This is a genomic window from Ruegeria sp. CDSA089 (assembly GCF_059612205.1).
Genome location: NZ_JBXWQD010000016.1, coordinates 1 through 17,577, shown reverse-complemented (window position 1 = coordinate 17,577; position 17,577 = coordinate 1). Strand labels below are relative to the sequence as shown.

Below are 17,577 nucleotides of genomic sequence, written 5' to 3'. Positions count from 1 at the left end.
GAGGTTAGCACCATAGCTCACATCGCCAGCAATTCCCGATGAATGGCGACCATTGCCCAAGTGTCGCGCGTACAATACGCAACGAGATCAGAATAGACCTTCTCGCGCTCTGGATCATCCGGTTCGGTCAGTGTTACGTCCTTCCAAAGGCGAGACGCGCTCGCCCCCTCTTTTATGTCCAGATCATCGTATGAAAGTTCTGGCAAAAACGCTGGAAGAACGGCCTTGATAGAGGCGCTTCCCTTGAACGCGGGATCGTTGATCACTTCATCTGCAAACGGCTTCATAAGATCTACAACGCGGACGTTTAGGCCTTCCAGGAACTCTGCATGCTCTGGATAAGTTTCCGCCATTTCCGTATTGCGCGATTTCTCGAACGGAGCATACCAAACCACAACGGAGCCAACGTCTCCCATGTCCTCACGAAGCCTTTTCAGCAAGGCTGGCATTGGGTTACTGGCGTCTCGGTGGAGATACTCCCTGTGCTCAATTTCTCCGCCGGGCTCATGCTGGATATGCAAGGAATACTGGAAAGCAACTTGCTGATAGGGACGCGTTCCGTCCCAGGGTGGCAGCAAACTCTGAGACGTCTCGTAGTCAAAGTAATAAACCGGATACACAATCTCGCTCAGAAACCTGCTTAAGTCTTGATGATCGATTGTGCGTTCACCGTTCGCCAGAGCTCTCAAGTAGCGCTGTGTCGACTTGCCTAACACAGATGGATCACTGATCTCGTCAATCTTTGTGATCCCATTTGCGATGAGTCCCGAGGCTTTTTCCGCATTCATGAACGGAATGCGGTGGATACTGTCCTGCGCGAGAGGTGGGTCGAGTTTTTCGCGGATCTCCAGCCATTCACCATAGGAATTAAGGCGCGCACGTTCGGGGGACGGATCAGGCATCGTACCGCTGGCAACGACGCTCAATGCCTGATCGATACGCGTGCGTGTTTTTTCGAGCTGCTCAGTCACCGCATCCGTGATGTCAGAGATGCTGACAAGCTCTTGCGGATTGATTTCGCCGTTTCTGACGTAATCACGGTTCACATGTGCCACTTCGCAGCGCGCAATGGGGAACCCGGCCGCCTCAAGCACGACACGCTGGAACGCGAGATCAAAAATGTGCTCGGGCTTTGCAGAAGTCCCGCTCTTGATCTCTTTCAGAACGTACCCATCGTCACTGCGGCTCACGATGTCGGAGATGCAAGTTATGGTTCCATCTTCATAGCGTCCCTGCGCCACTGCGTTTGCACCGTTTCTCCAAGCCTCCAAAGTACGCGCGGGCAGAGCCTGGTATTCTGAAAAATCTGAAAAACCGAGGCGAACGAGATCACCAAATAGCTCCTCAGCATAAGGCTCAAACGCGTGCCCCTCGTCAAAACGCGCTTGCAATGAGGGGTCAATTGGCGGCAACAGATGCCTGGCGTGTTTCTTGATCCATAGCCAGGCAGGGTGCCTAAGAAACATCATGTAATCTGATTTGGATAGCATCGTTTAATTTGCATCCCAGAATTGATGAAACCAGTGGAAGACCATCATGGTCAGCTATTGAGAGCAACATTTCTTTGGTGCAGTCGGCGTCACCACTCTACCAAAGCCTCATGTAAATCGTACCGAGAGCTCGGTGTTCATCACGCCACCAAAACCAGCTGACCATTCTTCACCCGGAGACACTGGCCATGCGTCTGTCAAAGTACCGGTTGTAACCAGCTCGCCTGCCTGAAGCTGGTCGGCTTGTGAGAGTAGAGACACAAGATGAGCCAGGACTTCAATTGGGCCTCCAAGCGCGTTTTCACCTTTGCCGGACTCGATGGCCTCGGCGCCCTTAAACAATACTAGTGGCACTTCGGCTAAGCCGGTCAAGACATCATGCGTAGCCGCGATTTTGTCGCCAAGAATAAGGCAGCCGTGCAATCCTTGTGCTGCGATTGAGTCTTCGACCGAGAATTTCCAGTTGGGATAAATCGATTGAACAATTTCAAATCCCGGGGCAACCCACTCCACGCAACCTGCCAACTGCTCATCGTTCATTTCAGCCGTCGGTGTATGTCTAAGGCCGAGTACGATTTCTGGTTCAATCCTCGGTTCTGAATACCTTGCCAAGACTACCGGCTGATCAGTCGAAAACAGCCCATCTGAGTGAACCTCTCCCCAAATGGGTTGATCTACACCATAAACAGGCCAAATCGCGCGGTTCGTGAAGCCGACTTTTCGGCCGACTCTCTTTTTGCCCTGAAGCTTTCGGACGCGACTTGCAATCGAATAAGCGTCATCCAGCGTCAGCTGTACTGCATCTGAAGACAGTTTAGGTATCTGCTGAGCAGAGGTCAGGGCATCAGCGATTGTCTTAGCGTTCGCTTCAATATCTCTTGTCATCTTCGCATTATACCTGCCGAAGGCTGGATTGCGATGCAATCGAGGTTTTGAAGAACCGGGATGGTGATCTCCGTCTAAGTCTAGGTTCAGGGCATGTAATGTGTCTCGAACTTAAAAGGCAGTTTCTACTATCAGCGGATGTTCGACATAATCAGGGCGACGACTTAGTTGCGGAAAAAGTGGTCGTTTGACTCCGGAGATCCAAGGTCTTTTCTTGCACAGAGAAGACGCATTAATCCTCATTTTTTAAGTTAGCAAATTGTTTACTCAACCAGCGAGGCGAAGTGAGGTTGTCGCCATAGCGCTCCTCAATTCGGCTTTCAATCTCTTAGAAATCTCGCGATCTTTGAAGTATTCAGTTTGAATGAATGTAGAAGGTCTAAAGTCCGGATCGTGAAGCAACAAATCGCGAACAGCTCGTTCAAGCTTATGGTCATTATTCAGGTGAGTTGCGGCCGCAGTCCGATAAGCTGCCGCCCGCCGGGTGAGCCTCGCAAATTCATCCACGGTGTTAAAACAAGCCTCAAAATCATGCATGACGTAGTAGGCAATTGCCTCTAGTTCGCGGCAATATTCGGGCAAAAAGGGATCAAGCATCTTTGCACGCTTTTGATACTCAAGAGCAGTCTTTCCATCTCCGAGAAAGTTATGGAGTTCACCGGTTCGTCCAACAATGAACGCGTGATTTGGGTTTAACTCCAGAGCGCGATTGAAGTGGAACTTAGCCCGTTCAAAGTCACGAACATACAGCGCCAAAGAACCGGCAATTCGATGGCTTTCAGCGTCCGTTTCATCCAGCTCGACAGCTAGGTTCCCTGCTTCGACCAACTCATCCCATACATCTTCACCGGTCCATTCTGCTAATGTAGCGACAGCGCACGCCCTCCACGCATGAACTCGACCATATCCTGGATCTCGTTTCAGCGCTTCGTCAAACCAATGAACCGCTTCCTCTGCATTCTCCTTTGTGACTCCACCAATCCGGTGATAATACAAACCGCGGATTAAACATTCATAGGCTTCCAGGTCACCCGGGCGTTTTCGCTGTGCCGTGGCTTCCAATTGCCGTTCGATCTGGCCAGCCACACTCGCGACGATTTTGGCAACAAGGTCATCCTGAAAATCGAAAAGATCCTCTAGATTGCAATCCGCCCGCTCTGTCCAAAGCTGTTCGCCTGACACTGCATCCGTCAGATACGCGTTGATCCGAATGCGATTTCCCAGCTTGCGAACCCCGCCTTCAAGACAGAAACGCACGCCGAGTTTTTGTCCAAGTTCACGAGCGTCCGCCGCAACCCCTTTTAACCCAAAACTAGTATTCCTGGAGATCGTGAGAATGTCAGGGAAACGGGACAGTTCTGTGATGATGTCTTCCGTCAGGCCATCGGAAAAATACTCCTGCTCGGGATCATTGCTCATGTTCTTGAAGGGAAGCACAACAATTGAGTTGGTGGACTTTTGCAGTTCCGCCACGTAGGGAAGGCTACTGTCCTCGATAAGCGCAGTTCCGCAGCTGTGCGTGCCAAGCTCGCCTGCAACAGCGTAGACCGTAACTGGTTCGGAAATATTTTTGAGCTTTCGGGTGCCCTTGTTCTCAAACTTGAGCTGGGCCGACCGCTTGGCGTGATCAAACACAGCATTACTTACGAGGACCATACCCGGCTCAGCTTCAGACTCAATACGACTTGCTACATTCACCCCATCGCCAAGCAAATCGTCGCCATCTACTACGACATCGGCAAGATGGACCCCAATCCTGATTTCTAGTCCTATCTCTCGCTTGGTTACTGGAGCAGCGAGTTGAAGTTGTAAGTTATAAGCACAGCGAACTGCCGCCACCGGGCTAGAAAACTCCAAAAGAAAACCATCGCCCGCGCGGTTAAAGACCCGCCCATTGTGCGTGGACGCAACAGTTCCGATTAACTCGCTTAACAGACTAACACGATTTATCGTGTCGATTTCATCTTCACGCATCCGAGTGGAATAACCGACAACATCAGCGGCCAAGATCGTAGACAATCTCCTATTCATATTGGAGGTTCCTTATGCGCATAAATTTTAAACCCAAATGCACGATTGACCCATAGTAAGCCATTTGACTTCAAGAGTCTGCAAGTCGGACAAGCAAGCTTTGATTTAATGAATTGAATATTGCCGACTCTACCCGGTTGCGGCGAAATTCAGATACCTACAACTTGGTCCTTGAGGCTATATAAAATGTATAATACATCTTCTTGTTCCCGTTGGCCGACGTCGTTGGCCTTTAGGGCGTTCATGGCGTCGTCCAGAACAGCGACAAACTCATCTCCGCTGATGTTCATGTGCTGATGCGCTGCAACCATATCCTTGCCTGTATATATCTCAGGCCCGCCAGAACCAGTTATGAACAAGTCCCCTGCCATTTGCTTGAGGTGCTCCATATCAGTTCCCGCAAATCGTGCAGCGACAACTAGGTTTTTGGAGTGATTGTCCACCAGAACGTCGACTATTCGCCGAATACCATCCGTTCCTCCCAGACGTTCATATAGCGTCTTTGACATGTTGCCCCCGTGTCTGGCTCACCTCAAATCTCGATCTCTTGTGAATGCTAGCATGCCGCACTGATTGGCACCAAATCCATAGCATTTAGGCGATTTTTTCATCGGAATCCATCTCCAAGTGCGATGTCTGTTTTGGGCTCGAAGTGGTCGCTCGTAGAGTTTGGGCGAATGTCTGCTGTGCGGACGAAGCCGACTTTCGGTGTTTACCTGTATCACCTCAGTTGCCTGCGTCACAGTTGAAACTCGCAGGGTCCCGGGGGTCGCCACGACCGTCATATTGGGCAACACTTGGATAGGCGCAAACGGGTCGGCCACCGGCTGGCTGAGCGCTGTCATCCAGCCAAAGGGCCGTAATGTGATCAGGCGCTTCTCCGGTTTCCGCCCACTTGTCGATCTCAACCAGAAAATTGACCCAGGAGGGCCCGGGACCGCCAAAGCAGTGCTCTACGCCGGGCATCATGAACAGGCGAATATCGTCGGCTGCACTTGGATCATGAGCCAGAACGTCTTCGTAATACCCGACCATTGCAAGGCCCGATTGCGCGTTGTCGGACCAGCCGGAATACAGCAGCATCTTGCCACCACGAGCGCGGTAGGCGGACAAATCCGGGTTTGTCGCATTCAGAGTCTCCGCAGCTGCGGCGGAATCCTGTGCATAGGTGCCGAAATCGAAGTTCTCATAGGTCCAATTGGGATCGTGATAGACGAAATTCTGCATAATGCCGTTGCCAAAGCTGAAAAAAGCGCTCGGCGACACAGGTTCTTCAAATCCACCTGATCCGACGCCCTCCTGGAAGCTCCCATCGTCGTCCTGATACTTCATGCCACCTGTCAACCAGCGGCTCCAACCTCCCTCGGCTGTTTCGCCGCCAAATGGGAAACCGTAATACATGCTGTCGCCATCGGAGTTCTTGGGGCCGTCATAGACCGCCTTGAACGCAGCAACTTCTCTGGCGCTCAGACAGTCTTCGGAATTGTCGCCTTCGCATTGCAGGCTGGCCACGTCAAACCCGCACTTCCGGGGGTCATTGAGGATGCCATCCTCGAGCCCATCCAGCCCATCGCAGACCGCCAGATATGAACTCTCGACCAGCGCCTGAGCTTCTGGCCCAATGACAGCCTCTTCGATATTGTTTGGGTCTGGGTACATCGCCTGGTTGATCTGAGTTGCCTGCACGGCAATTCCCGTCCAGTCAACCGCATAGGCGCCAGCCGCAACCGCGTCAAAATCTTCTGGGTAACGCATAGCGGACATTATTGCCTGTCCACCGCCCCGGGAGCACCCGGTAAAGTAGCTGCGAGCAATTGGTTTTTCATAAAAAGCCTTGGTCAGGGCCTTGGCTGTGACTGCTGTTCGATGAACTGCCAGATGTCCGAAATTGACCAGCGCCTCGAGGTCGTTGAGGGCCCAACTGGCGTCGGCTGGATGCCCCTGATGTCCTGTGTCAGTGCCGACAGTGGCGTAACCCAATTGAAGTGAGCCATCGATAAGGGAGGTATTCATCACGGAACCGACGAATCCGCCTCCACCGCCCATGACAAATTTGCCGTTCCAATTTTCCGGTAGCAGGAGTTCGAAATTGATCTTACCACCAATCACACCGGAAACTTTGCAATGTGGCGCAGGAGCGGACACTTCTGCGACCGAAGCAATTGAAACATCGGGGAGCTCAGGCAGGGTCTGGTTCGCACATATTGGCCGGGCATGGGATGGGCATCCAATTGCCGACGCGCCCAATACAGCGCAAGCCACAAGTTGGTATGCTTTAGTAACCTTTGTGTTCATTGCGCTTCCCCCTCAACGGAATAACGAGTTTTGCCCCAAAGCTTTTGGCTAACTTCCGATTTATGTTAGGTCATAGACTGGTTACCGGATACCCACCTTTGTCAGGAGACTTAGAATTTTGAACGCCCGTATTTTGCTCGCCTTGTTTGTGATTTTCCCCGTGTCGGCTCTCGCTCAAGGCGTGGACAAACTTGGTGACAAGTTGGCCGACCTGCGATTTGAGGGGCGTATTGAAGCCAGCATGCGATCTCAGGTCGCCAATTCTGTAAATGGCTTTCTGACCGATATCCATTTCACAAAGGGAGACCGCGTCGAGGCTGGCCAATTGCTCTTCTCGTTGAGCAGTGTGGTGTATGAACATCAGGTAAATGCCGCCCAGGCTCTCTTGGACAGGCGGCAGATTGAGTTGGCCCAAGCCGAGGCAAATGTCGAACGTGTCAGCAAGCTCGAAGACAGGGGAACCGCGACGCAAGTGCAGCTAGAGGATGCGTCGGCGCGGCTCGCGCTTGCAAAGGTCGCCGTTGACGAGGCGCGGATTGGGCTGGATCTTCGAAAGCTTGAGTTGGCCAGTACAACGATTAATGCACCTATTACGGGGTACATCGACTCGCCGCGACTGAGCCGTGGTGCGTATCTCAAGACCGAGACTGGAAAGCCGCTGGCAGAAATTGTTCAGGTTGACCCAGCGCTGGTTTCGTTTGCGCACCCATATGACTCTTTGCTGGAGTTGCACCATGTCGCCCCGGAGCGCATCGAAGAGTATCTGGATCGTTTCGCTGTTCACGTGACGTTGCCGACAGGAGAACACTATGAGCAGGTCGGAAGAATAGCCTTCACTGGAACAGAGTTGAATTCCGATGGCGGGTTGCAGGTCTGGGCGGAATTCCCGAATCCTGAGGTCATACTTATCCCGGGATTGCAGGTAAGTGTCAGCGTCGAGCTAAAAAAATAGATCGTGTAACGTTTCCCACAGTGGTTTTACCGACCAGTTTTAATTCGAAACATCAGGAAAAGCCGACCCTGCGATGCTGTCTGTCATCAAATGATTTGGAACACGAGCGGTTGATTGGCTTTGGAGGCTCAGGCTCGCTGTAGTTTCAATTTACGCCGCTTTTTGCCTGCCTCAAGAAACTCTTTCGACCAGCTGTAATAAAGGCTCGTGGCTATTCCTTCTCGGCGGCACAGTTCGGCAATGCTGTCTTCACCACGAAGCCCGTCTAAAACAATGCGGATCTTCTCCTCTGCCGAATGTTGGCGCCGTGTCTTCCTGCGGATGTCTTTGACGACCCTCTCTGACGACGCTTTCTGTTTCCCGGATTTCATTCTCATCTCCACTCTCTGATGGTTACGATGAGCCTGAAATCCTCCGTTACGCAATCAACCTATTCTGTTCCATGAGTGCTGATGGCAGACAGAGGGTGTAGCAAGTACCCCATGTTCATTTGTGCAATATGTTCCACAAAATATCTCCACCGCTGAACGTGGTTTCTACAGTCACCAGCAGCTCTGACTCTGTCCAGCGATTTTAGATCTGCGGCCTGCAAACCGACACGCAGAAACAACGCCGACGCTGTTCGCTCAATGCATCCTCTGCGGTTTGTTCGTTTGTCAAACAGCGGCCCAAAACGGACCTTTTCAACCAGTCTTTGCAATTTTCGATAAGCGGGCAAAACGTGTGTTCGCTGCGGCTGCTCGAATGTCTGCATTGGCTGTTCGATTCAGTTATTCGAAACATCAACTTGTTTCTGTCCGAAAGGCGCTGCTTAGGACAGTTTGACTAACTGTCTAAGTCCAACGCCTTCATCAATTCGAAGACTTGGCTACGCATCCAAGCCGCCATCGGGGCGTTGTCGGAACGCTTGTGCCAGATGCCGATGATCAACGCTGGTTCAATATGCATCGGAGGTTTGAACACCTTCAGTTCGAATGTCTTGGCCACTTTCCTTGCGAGCTGAGCGGGTACAAGCGCGATGAGGTCGCTTTCGCTAACCGCGCGGCAAACGCCACTGAAGACGGGCACTGTCATAGCAACCTGTCGCTGTTTTCCGACGCGGTTTAGGGCAGCATCGCCCATCGCGGCCAAGTTCCCTTCGGGGGAGAACAAGACATGGTGGAGCGCACAGAACGTATCCATGTGCATTTGTGTCCTTTCCTGAAGCCCCTCAAGCTTTGGATTTCCCTTGCGAGCTATCACGTGGAACGGCGAATGGAAAAGCGGCTCCCGATTGACCCAGTCCGGCAGGAGCAAATCCGGGATCAGCGCAATGTCAGCGTTGCGTCGCTCAAGACTGGCCACATAGTCATTCGGAACCAGATCAACCAGCTGCGCTCGTAGATTGGGCGCTGACTTTTGCAGGAAATCACCCAAAGGCGGCATCAGGAGTTCCGCGAAAAAATCGCTGGCGGCGATCCGGAAAGTGCCTTCAGCGGTTTGCGGGTCAAAGGTAGCCGGTGGGGCTAGCAAAGCTTCCAGACGTTCAAGTTCTTCGCGCAAACCGGATTCAATCTTGGATGCATAATCGGTAGCGACCAAACGGTTTCCCTGCCGGACAAAAAGGGGGTCGTCCAAAGCATGACGAAGACGTGACAATGCACCGGAGACTGCGGATTGCGACATGGCGAGCTTGTCGGCCGCCTTGACGGTTGAGCCTTCGCTAAAGAGGGCGTCCAGCACGCGCAAAAGGTTGAGGTCCAGTGTAGCGAAATTCACCTAGCCGATATCCTATATTAGATATTGCGGTTTGCCTGATAGGTTGGCCTTCGGATAGGATTCTGTCAACGGAAGCGCTTTCGTTTCAATCCAATGCCAATGGAGAGAAACGATGAAGGATCAGGCCCAAATCGACGGAGCCATCGAATGGCTCGGCGTAAAATACAAAACCATCCTCGGCCCAGAACAGACAGGCGGCACTATGTCTATAGTGGACAGTTGGTCTCCTGCTGGTAGCGGCCCTCCACGCCACGTGCATCAAAACGAAGACGAAACCTTCGTAATCCTCACCGGAACATGCAGGTTCTGGCTAGAAGGCGAGGAGTTCACCGCAGGGGCCGGCGAAAGCGTATTCATCCCACGAGGCAAGGAACATACCTTCAAGGTGACAGACGACGAACCTTGCCGCCATCTCGTGATCCTGACGCCCGGCGGATTCGAAGGCTTCTTTGCTGACATGGCAGCCGGTCAGTGCCGTATTCCCGAGGACATGCCTGCTATCGAAGAGAGCGCCAAGCGGCACAACATGGCCTTCACTGGCCCACCTTTGGATTGATACCATGACTGGGAAACACATCGTCTATCATATCCCCGTCTGTCCCTTCTCGCAGCGACTGGAAATCCTACTGGCGCTGCGCGGACTGACGGATGCCGTGGAATTTCGTGTCGTAGACATCACCAAGCCGCGCGATCCCGAATTGCTGGCCAAGACCCGAGGTACGACAGCCTTGCCCGTGCTGGAAACCAGCGACGGCCGCATATTAAAAGAAAGCCTCGTGATCCTGCGCTATCTTGATGAGGCTCTACCAGGTGCTCCATTGCGCCGCAGTGATCCTGCCGAGCACGCCATTGAGTCGATGCTGATCGCCCGCGAAGGACCGTTCACAATGGCAGGCTATCTCTTTGTCATGAATCAGGATCAGGCGCGCCGAGATGAGCACTTGAATAAACTCCTCGCGCTCTATCGAGACCTTGATGATTTCTTGGCTCATCATAGTCCGACTGGCCCGTTCCTGTTCGATGACTTCGGTTTGGCAGAGGCTGTTTTTACCCCGATGTTCAAGCGGTTTTGGTTCCTTGACTACTACGAAGGGTTCAAACTACCCGTTGGCAAAGACTATGACCGGGTACGAGCGTGGCGTGATGCATGCATGGCGCATCCAGAAACATCGCAGGTGACTGAAGAAGAGATCGTCAAACTCTACTACGACTACGCGCTCGGGGCTGGAAACGGCGCCCTACCTGACGGTCGCAGCGTTTCAAGTTTCACCTTCGAACCGCCTTGGCAATCGAGACCCATGCCCCCAAGGGAAAAATATGCAGCGACAGCCACCGACAAAGAGCTGGGACTTGTCGCCTGACCATGGAGTAGATAGCCAACACCGGACATTTGTGCGCTGTGCGGCATCGAACAAATTGGACTCGTGTTGCCGTTCTCCGCAGCAAGTATGATTGGCTGGTCGCAGCACTGAAGGATCTTTCAAAACTGGAAATAACACCTCAGCTACCGTGGCTCGCTGCGACCGATTTTATGCTAAAGTAAGCAGGCACCATTTGGAGATTTTTAGCTCGGAGCAACGGAGATGGAACGCAAATTAGCGGCCATTCTGGCCACCGATATAGTCGGTTTCGCAGGATTGGTATCACGTGATGAAAGCGGAACATTAGCTAAGTTGGTTCGACTAGAACGTGAAATCATCGGCATGCAGGTGGAAGCAAACCGGGGTCGTGTTTTTAAGTCTACTGGCGATGGGTTTTTGGCTGAGTTCTCGAGTGTCTTTGAGGCGGTCAATTGTGCAATTAACATTCAAAGAGCCTGCGCACGCGAAGCACGCCGGTCGAACAGTGACGACCCTCTCATCTTACGCGTCGGCGTTTCTCTCGGTGATGTCGTTGTACACGGCGGCGATATTCTCGGAGACGGCGTAAACACTGCCGCGCGGCTTGAGGCAATAGCAGAACCAGGTGGAATCGCGGTTTCAGGAGAAGTAATGGCGCAAATAGCGGGCAAGATAGATCTTCCGCTGGCGGATTGTGGTCACAAAAGACTCAAGAGCACTGATACTCCAATACATGTCTACATGACCGTTTCAGAACCCGGAGAGGAAGGGGGTTTTCTGGATTTTGATGAAGATGAATTGGCCAAAACCTTAGTGACAGGTGGCTGCATCTGTGGGTTGGTCCGGTATGAAATAAACGCACCCGCCATAAGCACAGGGTATTGCCATTGTAGTTGTTGCAGAAAATTTTCTGGTTCAGCAGTTAATGCATGGGCGGCTTTTCCCGCTTCTGCTGTTCGATTTCTCACCGAGGAACCTCGATACTTCGCAACTACGCCGATAGCAAATCGTGGCTTTTGTGCCAGATGCGGGGTAAGCCTAACTTATAAGCTCGTGAAACCACGAGAAACGGCCTATCTGGTCCTGCATACTTCGAGCCTCGACCAACCAGAAAACTTTGCTCCTTCAGTCCACTCTGGAATAGAAAGCAAAATGCCTTGGTTTGATATTTTGGATGATTTGCCGCGGACAAGATCTTCAGACTCCAGAGTTTTGCAAGAAGCATGGTCAAGTGTCGGTCTACCAGACCCTGAAACTTGGGGACCTTTGGCTAAGCCGCCTGTAGTGTTTTAGTGATCGAGCGATTTCTGCTTTATCCGCAAAGAGAACATTCCTAGCGTTTGAGAAAATGACAACATCGAGCCCAATGCGGGCACCCATAAGACGTTAGCGAGGCTGCACAGCGACCGACCGCTCGGAGCCCAGATCGGTCGGTCGTTTTTTCTAGATTTCCAGTGTCCCCGGCTCATGATCTACTGATCGGCTTGATGTCCATTGAAGCCATGTCGCGGCGGTCAACAGTTCTAATATGCGACAGCACCTCCATCTCGAAACTTTCCTTGAAGGTAAAAGGACCCAAATGGCCAGCACCTTTCAGAACCTTTAGTTCAACAAGCTTGCCTTGGGTTGCCAGAAGTTCTGCGATGCGCTTCGTGTGCGCATGAGTCTGCGATCCGAACATGATCGTAGAGGGAATTCCCTCAGGAAAAATGTTTTCTGGATCAGGTTCATTCAGAAGCGCATCGAAATCGCTTGGGGCTTTGTAAACCCAATCAATCATTGCGCATCTGCGTTCACGACTTAGGGCCTGCCAAGCGCCAAGTCCTCCCCAAAAATCAGTAAAAACCTGTGCACTGAACTCTTCGCATCCTTCTTCTATGCCGGTTTGTATTGCGTTTGTGAGGCTTACAATCTCGGAATACAATGAACCGTCAGTCGCACCTCCGGCATTCAATAGGCTGAATAAAGTTGGTTCATAGAGACAAAGTGACCGAACAAGGTCGGGTCGAGCTCTGGCAATGTGCAACGCCAGCGCTCCTCCATAGGAGTGCCCGATCAAGTGAGCGGGGCTGCCAAGCTTCTCAATCTCGGTGATGATCGAAACAGCTTCCCGTTCCAACGTGAACGGCCCGTCCGGGATTTTGCAACCCCGAGACACGGTTCCTATTAAGTCGGGCGCTATTGTTTTGGTTTCATCGCTCATCCGGGCAAACAGAGTGCGCCACTGGCTTCCGTCAGCGCCAGAACAATGTAGCCCTACGCAGGGAGCAGGCGATATTTGGGACCAGCACGGCGAAGCGTGTAGTGATGCGTCAAATTGCTTATTCATGTGATGACCTCCAATCTGAGTTTCACAATGGTGTCACTCATCTGGCCTTCAACCTATCGGACACATGTCCCGGCTAGCCTCAAACCGGCGGGAAATTGATGGGACATTTGCCCCAAATTGACTAAAAAAAGACATGCGAACCGTTAGATACACTTCTTCAAGCGATGGCACGTCGCTGGCGTGGAGCAAATCCGGAAACGGCCTACCAATGGTAAAGGCGGCTAACTGGCTCACGCATCTCAGTTATGATCTAGACAGTCCAATTTGGTCTCATTGGATCGAATTGCTAGAAAGTCAATTCACCCTTGTTCGATATGATGAGCGAGGCTGCGGATTATCTGATAAACGAGTTGAGAATCTGGGTATTGATTACTGGGTTGATGATCTCGAAGCTGTAATCGACGCCGCTGAAATAGACGAACCAATTTATCTTCTGGGTATTTCTCAGGGCGCTGCGACTTCTATCGCGTATTCGCTGAGGTATCCCGGCAGAGTCGCCGGGATGGTACTCGTTGGAGGCTATGCAAGGGGCAGCAACCACCGCGGATCGGTTGCCGCCAAAAACTACAAGACTGTTATCGATGTATTTCGCCTGGGTTGGGAGAATGACAACCCAGCGTTTCAAGATGTATTCACATCAAGATTTCTTCCTGGTGCGCCGTCCGAACAACGCTCTTGGTTTACAGAACTTTGCCAAAAGACCGTTTTGCCTGAGACAGGGGCCGACCTGCTTATGGCGCGCGCTGACGTTAATGTTGAAAGTCTATTGCCAAAGGTTTCAGTTCCAACACTGGTGATCCATTCAAGGAACGATCAGGTTATTCCGTTTGAAGAAGGACAACGTCTCGCTCAGAATATTCCCGGAGCGACAATGTCTGCTTTAGAGGGAAAAAATCACATTATCCAACGCGATGAACCTGCCTGGCGCGCTTTTTCCAAGAGCTTGCTTGAATTCACATTTTCCGGTCAAACGACGGACTTTAACGATTTGACAAAGCGCGAGCAGGACGTGCTGAGGCTCATCTGCCAAGCAATGAGTGGTAAAGAAATTGCTAGAAGTCTTCAAATGAGTGAAAAAACCGTTCGAAACCACACAAGTAAAATCTACGCCAAACTTGCACTGCAAAACAGACAGCATGCAATTCGCACGTATGGGCATCTGTTCTGATTAGAGCATGAAACTGCAAACCTATTAATCTGATCTAACGTGGCAATGTTAGCTTTGTCCGCAGAGCAATCGTTCACGCCGAGCGCCGCGAAGGTTCGATTGCCGTTCGCCGCTATTCACTTCAACGACTGTTCGCAGACCAAATTGGGCATTCTTCCAGCTGCAAAAAATATGTTTCCACATGTTGCATGCTTGCTATGACTTGCCGCTGGTCTACACCTGGTGTCGTCAATCAGGAATGCCTGCGGCTGCCAGCATTTTATAGTAGGCGTCATAGATTTCTGGTTTTGCGATAGAGATACGAGCGCGCATATGCCGGAACATTGAAACGCTAAAATCGGGTTCCCGTGACATGTGAATACGTGCGAGTTCTCTAGCTCGGCTCTCATTGCCGAGAGCCATTTCCGCCACAAGTTCGTTCAGGCGAAAGACAGTCACAGTATTATGAAATGCACGCATTTTTTGGGCGGTTTCTCTTAGATCGCGCCAGTTCCCTTCCGCGATTTGCGACAGGCTGATACCCATGTGGACCCGGTAGTTTAGTGGGTCATTCGGGTTAAGTCGGAGCGCCTCCCTGGCATGTGCCTGTGCCGTTTGTGCTTGGCCCATCAGGCCATGCAGTACGCAACTGGATCCCCAGGCTGAAACGCAATTTGGGCTTCTCTCGACGACTTGATCCACAAGTGACAAACCGTACTCTGTATCCTCCGACAGAAACGCGAGTACGTAACCGGCATATGCTTGCGCCTCTAGGTCAAGATGTGATGTCGCCAGAGCCTCATGTGCCAGCTGAATTGCGCAATCAAATCGGGCCTCGTTTGGACGCGTATCCGGGTTCCATAGCAAAGTGCGGATCCAACCTCGAAGAGCGCTTGCCAATGGGTACTCACTTGAGAGTGAAAGAGCTTTTGACAAATGGTCGTCTGCTTCAGTGAAATTGAACCTGTAGATCAAGGACTGCGCACGGAGGAAGTGATCATAGGCTCCAAGGGTGTCAGGGCGCTTGTGAGCAGCACGGTCTATTTCAGCTTGTCTGATACCTGGCGCAATCGAAGCAACGACAGCCTCGGTAATCTGGTCCTGAAGCTCGAAAACATCATCGAGCTTGCCATCGTATCGATCCGCCCAAACATGAGACCCGGTTTCCGCATCAATCAGCTGACCCGTGACACGCAACCGGTCACCAGCGCCGCGAACGGACCCTTCCAATATGTAGCGGACACCAAGCTCTCGGCCGATACGACGCACATCAACCGAAAGCCCTTTGTAAGAAAAAGAAGAGTTTCGGGCGACCACGAATATCCAGGGCACTCTGGATAAGCTGGTGATGATGTCTTCGGTAATACCTTCCGCAAAGTAATCCTGTTCAGCGTCAGGCGACAGATTGTCAAAAGCCAACACCGCCACTGAAGGCCTGTCAGGACGGGATTGAGTTAACGGGGATTCAGTAGCAAATGCTGTTTGTACCAAGTAAGCAGTTACAGGGCGTGTGATATTCTTCAGATATTGCGGCCCCAATTCGGTGAACGATACATCCACCTTACCCACAAGGTCTTCGTAAACCCGACCTGAAACGATGATCCCTCCGGGAGGAGCAAGACCTTCCAGCCGGGCCGCGATGTTGACGCCGTCACCAAGAACATCACCGTCGTCATCAAAAACATCGCCCGCATGAATTCCCATCCGGAATTGCATTTCCGGACTTTGCCCGCGCGCCCCGTTCCGCTCAGCCATCTGACGTTGCATCGTTTCCGCACATGCCAGCGCATCTACAACCGAGGAAAACTCTGCAAGAAAACCGTCACCAGTTCTTTTGAATAGGCGTCCGCCATTCAGGCCGACATGCGGCTCCAGCGCCCTAAAGTGGCCCCTATATGTGTGCAATGCGGCTTCCTCGTTAGCACTGACAAGCGCGCTATAGCCAACAACATCAGCCACGAGTATGGCAGCCAAGTACCGCTCCAAACAAAATCCTCCCGCGTATCCATTGTGAAGGAGTGTCAAAGGGATATTAGGGGTTTCGCGCATAAATCGCGATCATTATTCAATGAACATCAGTGACCGAATAACGACACGCAAGCTTTTTGCTTTTGGGTAAATTAGGCAGAAGCGGACCTCGAAAACCGAACTTTGTAATTTCGACTTTGCACCGCAGCACAGACACTGGAGCAAGGTGCCGCGTATGACTGCCTTGAGGGCAAAACGAGCTTCTAGCCGCGAATGCAAGGTTTTGGCTTGGCACTTTGAAAAGCCTTCATACTCGGGTGCCATCAAAATTCTAGGTTCGGTGCCGCATGCTTGCTATCGTTTCAGTAAGGGTCCATTGGCGGAAATCAGAATGACAATACGGGCGTCTTCAAGAAAGGCATTCGAGTACAGAACACGTCTCACCGACAATCGGATTTGGGACATGTTCGCGCTGCGCCAAGGAGATGTGATTGTTGCAACACCGCCTAAGTGCGGAACAACATGGACACAGGCCCTTGTGCTGTCGCTCTTGTTTGAAACGCCTGGTATGGACAAGGTCATGGATGATCTGTCGGTTTGGCTCGACCCTGCGTTTCGAGATCAACTCCCTATAGTTCGAATGTTCGAAGCTCAAAACCACAGAAGATGCATCAAGACCCATACGCCTTTTGACGGCATTCCTTTCGATCCAGATTGCACCTACATCGCGGTGTACAGACACCCAATCGACGCACATTTTTCGATGCGCCGACATGTGGCAAACCTGAAGGAAGACCTGATCCAAGACAGGTTCCCGGATGAGCCGACAGCTTCATTCGCCCTTTTTCTTGGTGAGACCGTTCGAGAGGAGATGGCCGATGGGATCACCCTTGAGGCCATCGTTCATCACTTCAAGTCCTTCAAGTCAAACATCCAACATCCCAACATACACATTTTCCACTACGCCGATATGCGGCGCGATTTACTCTCTCATACCAGAAAGCTAGCTTCCGTACTCGGCCTCAAAATTGACGATGAAATGTTGGCCGCAATTGCGGAAAGTATGCAATTCGAGAACATGCAAGCTAATGCGCGCGCGAGTGCCAAAGAAAAAACACAACGGTCCACAACCTTCAAAGACCCGTCAGCCTTCTTCGATAGCGCAAGCAGTCGCAAGTGGGAGGGCAAGCTTTCAGACGAAGACCTTCGTGCCTTTCACAAACGTCTTGCAGAGTTGCTTCCGGAAGACGATGCGCGATGGCTTCAGTCTGGCGGAGAGCTTACTGCTTAGGACGTTGCTCGCTGTGTCTGATGTCAGCGCCAATGGGACAGTTTAGGTTGATTTGATAAGAGAGGGTTTCTGGCTCATCGTAACCGCTAAG

14 protein-coding genes and 1 pseudogene are annotated in these 17,577 nt (G+C 51.8%); 6 read left to right on the top strand and 9 right to left on the bottom strand.

Annotation, left to right across the window (positions count from 1 at the left end; genetic code table 11):
- Positions 1 to 17: 17 nt before the first annotated feature.
- From AC2FJ6_RS20205 to AC2FJ6_RS20185, 5 genes are all read right to left on the bottom strand, one after another.
- A complete protein-coding gene (locus AC2FJ6_RS20205; RefSeq protein ID WP_170770856.1) occupies positions 18 to 1,490 on the bottom strand; it encodes a DUF2779 domain-containing protein in 1,473 nt (490 codons plus the stop codon).
- A gap of 108 nt (positions 1,491 to 1,598) precedes the next feature.
- Complete coding sequence (locus AC2FJ6_RS20200; RefSeq protein WP_170770854.1) at positions 1,599 to 2,375, bottom strand: 2-keto-4-pentenoate hydratase; 777 nt, start codon at positions 2,373 to 2,375, stop codon at positions 1,599 to 1,601.
- A gap of 267 nt (positions 2,376 to 2,642) precedes the next feature.
- Complete coding sequence (locus AC2FJ6_RS20195; RefSeq protein ID WP_170770852.1) at positions 2,643 to 4,382, bottom strand: adenylate/guanylate cyclase domain-containing protein; 1,740 nt, start codon at positions 4,380 to 4,382, stop codon at positions 2,643 to 2,645.
- A 173-nt stretch (positions 4,383 to 4,555) separates the two neighbouring features.
- Entirely contained in the window at positions 4,556 to 4,915 is a 360-nt protein-coding gene (locus AC2FJ6_RS20190) for a group I truncated hemoglobin (protein WP_496669794.1), read from the bottom strand.
- 217 nt (positions 4,916 to 5,132) lie between these two features.
- Positions 5,133 to 6,452, bottom strand: coding sequence for a tannase/feruloyl esterase family alpha/beta hydrolase (locus tag AC2FJ6_RS20185; protein ID WP_237217318.1), 1,320 nt, complete (start codon positions 6,450 to 6,452; stop codon positions 5,133 to 5,135).
- Positions 6,453 to 6,819: 367 nt separating this feature from the next.
- Here AC2FJ6_RS20185 and AC2FJ6_RS20180 point away from each other — a divergent pair, with 367 nt between their 5' ends.
- Positions 6,820 to 7,653: an efflux RND transporter periplasmic adaptor subunit gene (locus tag AC2FJ6_RS20180; RefSeq protein ID WP_170770846.1), complete on the top strand. Its 834-nt coding sequence runs from the start codon at positions 6,820 to 6,822 to the stop codon at positions 7,651 to 7,653.
- Between the two features lie 155 nt (positions 7,654 to 7,808).
- Here the strand turns inward: AC2FJ6_RS20180 and AC2FJ6_RS20175 are convergent.
- Together AC2FJ6_RS20175 and AC2FJ6_RS20170 are read right to left on the bottom strand one after the other, a co-directional pair.
- Positions 7,809 to 8,030, bottom strand: a pseudogene (locus AC2FJ6_RS20175) (transposase); the annotation flags it as partial.
- A gap of 448 nt (positions 8,031 to 8,478) precedes the next feature.
- Positions 8,479 to 9,381 carry a LysR family transcriptional regulator gene (locus AC2FJ6_RS20170; RefSeq protein ID WP_496669792.1) on the bottom strand — a complete coding sequence of 301 codons (903 nt, stop codon included), beginning with the start codon at positions 9,379 to 9,381 and terminating at the stop codon, positions 8,479 to 8,481.
- 142 nt (positions 9,382 to 9,523) lie between these two features.
- Here AC2FJ6_RS20170 and AC2FJ6_RS20165 point away from each other — a divergent pair, with 142 nt between their 5' ends.
- The 3 genes from AC2FJ6_RS20165 to AC2FJ6_RS20155 all read left to right on the top strand — a co-directional run bounded on the left by AC2FJ6_RS20165 (position 9,524) and on the right by AC2FJ6_RS20155 (position 12,044).
- A complete protein-coding gene (locus AC2FJ6_RS20165; protein WP_170645175.1) occupies positions 9,524 to 9,967 on the top strand; it encodes a cupin domain-containing protein in 444 nt (147 codons plus the stop codon).
- 4 nt (positions 9,968 to 9,971) lie between these two features.
- Entirely contained in the window at positions 9,972 to 10,772 is an 801-nt protein-coding gene (locus AC2FJ6_RS20160) for a glutathione S-transferase family protein (protein WP_170645174.1), read from the top strand.
- Positions 10,773 to 10,994: 222 nt separating this feature from the next.
- Complete coding sequence (locus AC2FJ6_RS20155; RefSeq protein ID WP_496669790.1) at positions 10,995 to 12,044, top strand: GFA family protein; 1,050 nt, start codon at positions 10,995 to 10,997, stop codon at positions 12,042 to 12,044.
- 172 nt (positions 12,045 to 12,216) lie between these two features.
- Here AC2FJ6_RS20155 and AC2FJ6_RS20150 read toward each other — a convergent pair whose 3' ends face one another.
- Positions 12,217 to 13,080 carry an alpha/beta fold hydrolase gene (locus AC2FJ6_RS20150; protein ID WP_170770840.1) on the bottom strand — a complete coding sequence of 288 codons (864 nt, stop codon included), beginning with the start codon at positions 13,078 to 13,080 and terminating at the stop codon, positions 12,217 to 12,219.
- 208 nt (positions 13,081 to 13,288) lie between these two features.
- Here AC2FJ6_RS20150 and AC2FJ6_RS20145 point away from each other — a divergent pair, with 208 nt between their 5' ends.
- Positions 13,289 to 14,248, top strand: a complete 960-nt coding sequence (locus AC2FJ6_RS20145; protein ID WP_170770838.1) for an alpha/beta fold hydrolase — start codon at positions 13,289 to 13,291, stop codon at positions 14,246 to 14,248.
- A 228-nt stretch (positions 14,249 to 14,476) separates the two neighbouring features.
- Here the strand turns inward: AC2FJ6_RS20145 and AC2FJ6_RS20140 are convergent, their stop codons facing one another.
- Entirely contained in the window at positions 14,477 to 16,201 is a 1,725-nt protein-coding gene (locus AC2FJ6_RS20140; RefSeq protein ID WP_170770836.1) for an adenylate/guanylate cyclase domain-containing protein, read from the bottom strand.
- Positions 16,202 to 16,658: 457 nt separating this feature from the next.
- Between AC2FJ6_RS20140 and AC2FJ6_RS20135 the strand changes: the two genes are divergently transcribed.
- Positions 16,659 to 17,486 (top strand): sulfotransferase domain-containing protein, encoded by an 828-nt coding sequence (locus AC2FJ6_RS20135; protein ID WP_496669788.1) that lies wholly within the window; start codon positions 16,659 to 16,661, stop codon positions 17,484 to 17,486.
- The last annotated feature ends 91 nt before the right edge of the window (positions 17,487 to 17,577 follow it).